The following is a 3869-nucleotide window of genomic DNA, read 5'->3' as shown; positions in this document are numbered from 1 at the left end:
GACGACGGCGAGCGTTTTGCCTTCTTCTCACAAGCTGTCTGTGAAATGATGGAGAAAATCGACTTTATTCCAGAAGTGCTTCATGCAAATGACTGGCATACTGCGATCATTCCAGTATTATTGAAAGATAAATACCAATGGATCAAAGCCTATCAAGGGATTAAAACTATGTTGACGATCCATAATCTACAGTTTCAAGGGATTTATGGGCAACTGGTTTTATCCGATTGGTATGGCATCGGCTATAACACATTTCATGAACAAGGTCTAAAATATTATGAAGACGTCAACACCTTAAAAGGCGGTATTTTCTTTGCAGACCAGGTAACAACAGTGAGCCCAACTTATGCTGCAGAAATTCAAACAGCAGCTTTTGGGGAAAATTTAGAGGGTGTTTTACGGCAAAACAATTACAAATTAAGCGGCATCTTAAATGGGATTGATTATGAAGTATTCGATCCGCAAACCGATAAAAAAATACAAGGTCATTTTTCGCTTGATGATTTAAGCGGAAAAGCAGTTGATAAAGCCTTGCTGCAAGAACGAGTCGGGTTACCAGTTGAGCCAAATATTCCTGTGGTGTCTATGGTCAGCCGCTTGACTGCTCAAAAAGGCTGTCATTTATTACAAGAAAAAATGGAAGAATTGATGCAGCGTGATGTACAAGTTTTGATCTTAGGAACTGGCGAATCAGAATTCGAAGACAGTTTTCGTTATTTCGCTGCGCGTTACCCTGATAAATTCAAAGCGGTCATTGATTTTGACGTTACCTTGGCGCAACAAATTTATGCAGGTAGCGACTTGTTTATTATGCCTTCTGCTTTTGAACCCTGTGGTCTTTCACAACTCTATTCACTTCGTTACGGCACATTGCCGATCGTACATGAAACAGGCGGATTGAAAGATACAGTCATTCCTTACAATGCATTTACAGGAGAAGGGACAGGGTTTAGCTTCTATGACTACCGTGGAGAAGTGATGCTGGAAACAATTGACCAAGCACTAACCGTTTATTACGATGAGCCTAAAGTTTGGCAGTCGCTAGTCAAGCAAGCCATGCAGCAAGACAACAGTTGGGAAAAATCAGCGGCAGTCTATATAGAACATTACCAATCTTTATAAAAAAAAGACCAGATCAAAGGAAACAATAAGGAATTAAAAAGCTCTGATTCAATGAATAGTTGTTAGAACCATTCTGACTCTATTCAGAATTGGAGCTCTCTTTGTTTTATAACATTAAAAGCCAGTAAAGTAGTTGAAAGAAAAGGAGAATTTTTATGATACTGACCATTGAGCAATTTAAAGAAGAATTTAGCCAAACTTTTGAAGGTTTGTATGCTTTTGATCTTGCACAGTCTTCTCCTATCCAGCAGTATACGGCATTAGGAAACTTTTTGAAATTCTATAGTTCAGAAAATTGGAACAACACCAACCAAAACTATTTAGATCAGCAAGTGAAGCAAGTCTATTATTTTTCAATGGAATTTTTGCCTGGACGCATGTTGAAAAGCAATTTACTTAATTTGGGGATTTTAGATACTGTTCGATCTGGATTGAAAGAAATGGGGTTGGATTTTGAAGAAATTGTACAGGCTGAAGTAGATCCGGCATTAGGGAATGGAGGACTAGGACGTTTAGCTTCTTGCTTTATGGATTCTATTGCTTCATTAGGCATTCCGGGAAACGGAAATGGTATTCGTTACCGGTATGGGTTGTTTCAACAAAAATTTGTTGACGGGTACCAAGTTGAATTGCCGGAGAACTGGCTGAGAAATGGAAATGTATGGGAAGTGCGAAAAGAGAATAAAGCGGTTCTCGTACGTTTTGGCGGCCAAGTCAGCTTGGTGAAAGGAGCTGCTGGCAATCTCAAACCTGTCTATGCGCACACACAAAATATATTAGCCGTTCCTTATGACACTGGCATGATCGGATACCAGAATGATGTCGTAAATAACCTACGTTTATGGTCAGCTGAGATACCGCCAGAAGAAGAAATTCATTACCATACGATTGCAGAAAGAGAACAAGTAAACCAAATCACCGAAGTTTTGTATCCCGATGATTCAAATTATGAAGGACAAGTACTGCGTTTGCGGCAAGAATATTTTTTCACTTCAGCCGGTATACAAAGTATTGTCCGCTATTACAAACAAAGCGGGTTAGCGTGGCAGCATTTTCCAGATAAAATCGCCGTTCACATCAACGATACACATCCCGCTTTGTGTATCCCTGAATTGATGAGAATTTTGCTGGACGAAGAAAACTTGAGCTGGGAACAAGCTTGGGAAATAACAAAAAAAACGATGAGTTATACCAATCACACTATCTTGCAAGAGGCGATGGAAAAATGGCCGGTACAAATGGTTCAAGATTTATTACCACGTGTTTACCAGATTATCGAAGAAATCAATCACCGACATATTGAAAAAAAACTGCTTTCCTATACACCAGAGCTAACTTATCGAACGGCGATTATTGCAGATGGATACGTGAAGATGGCGAACTTAGCCATTATTGGAAGCCATAGCATTAACGGAGTCGCGCAACTGCACACTGAAATACTGATGCAAGATACATTAAAAGATTTTTACCAAATGTATCCGGCTAAATTTAATAATAAAACAAATGGCATTACGCAAAGACGGTGGCTGCATTTAGCGAACGAAGGGCTGACAGAATTGATTGATGAGAAGATCGGAACTGCTTGGAAGACCAGTCCTTCTGAGTTGAAACTGTTTAAAGCTTTTGTCAATGATTCAGCTACGCTGGATAGGTTAGCCGAAATAAAACTAGCAAATAAGAAAACTTTAACAGCTTATATAGAAAAAGAATTCCATATGCAATTGGATCCCACAGCTTTATTCGATGTTCAAATTAAACGGCTGCACGCTTATAAACGGCAACTATTAAACGCATTGCATATTTTAGATCGGTATTTGCAAATCAAAGATGATCCAGAAGCGGCTATTCAGCCCCGTGTCTTTATTTTTGGAGCAAAAGCAGCACCAAGTTACGTCTATGCTAAGCAAATCATTAAATTAATCAATGCCATTGCTGATTTGGTCAACCAGGATCCAGTTGTTGGTGATAAACTTAAAGTGGTCTTTGTTGAAAATTATGGCGTCTCATTAGCCGAACTGATTATTCCAGCTGCCGAGGTCAGCGAACAAATTTCGCTGGCAGGAAAAGAAGCATCCGGAACCAGCAATATGAAGTTGATGCTCAATGGCGCTTTGACGGTCGCAACTTTAGATGGTGCTAACGTTGAGATCCGCGACTTTGTCGGGGAAGAAAACATGTTTTTATTTGGCTTGAATGATCAGGAAGTGTACGCTTTTTATGAAAATGGCTCTTACCATTCACGTGAAATTTATGAAAACAATCCAAGGTTGCATCGCATTCTTGATACCTTGATCGATGGCACAATTCCGAATATTGAAACAGAAGGACGCGTTATTTTTGATTCGCTGGTTTATTACAATGATGAATACTTTGTACTGAAAGACTTCGATAGTTATGTTGCAGCTCAAGAAAAAGTCGATCAATTGTATCAAGATGCAAGAAGCTGGAACCAAAAATCATTATTAAACATTGCCAGTTCCGGTCCTTTTTCAGCAGATTTCACTATTAAACGGTATGCTGAAGAAATTTGGAAAACTTCTTTTCTCACACCAGGAGCTTATCAAAAAATACATTTGACTGAACCAATTTAACTTGTTCAAATGGGTAGTAAGGAAGGTTTTATAGTGGAAAAAATAAAGTACAATTCATGGGTAAGTGAATACAAACAACCTTTTGGAGCGGTTGAAATAGGAACTGAAGTAAGGTTTCAATTGGATTGTCATGTACCAGAAGTTCAAGTGGTTTTT

2 protein-coding genes are annotated in these 3869 nt (G+C 38.9%); both read left to right on the top strand.

What is annotated here, in order from left to right; translation table 11 throughout:
• Positions 1 to 1122 (top strand): glycogen synthase (locus RT405_RS08535; RefSeq protein ID WP_313469093.1); only part of this gene is annotated, 1122 nt, incomplete at its 5' end.
• A gap of 155 nt (positions 1123 to 1277) precedes the next feature.
• Positions 1278 to 3713 carry a glycogen/starch/alpha-glucan phosphorylase gene (locus RT405_RS08530; protein ID WP_313469092.1) on the top strand — a complete coding sequence of 812 codons (2436 nt, stop codon included), beginning with the start codon at positions 1278 to 1280 and terminating at the stop codon, positions 3711 to 3713.
• Positions 3714 to 3869 lie beyond the last annotated feature (156 nt).

This window comes from Carnobacterium sp. (assembly GCF_032094055.1).
GTDB lineage: Bacteria > Bacillota > Bacilli > Lactobacillales > Carnobacteriaceae > Carnobacterium_A.
The sequence above is the reverse complement of the archived record's forward strand: the minus strand, read 5'-3'. Positions and strand labels throughout refer to the sequence as shown.

Excerpts from the sequence above, each read along its gene's own strand:
- RT405_RS08530 (WP_313469092.1), top strand. The coding sequence starts at position 1,278 with ATGATACTGACCATTGAGCAATTTAAAGAAGAATTTAGCCAAACTTTT.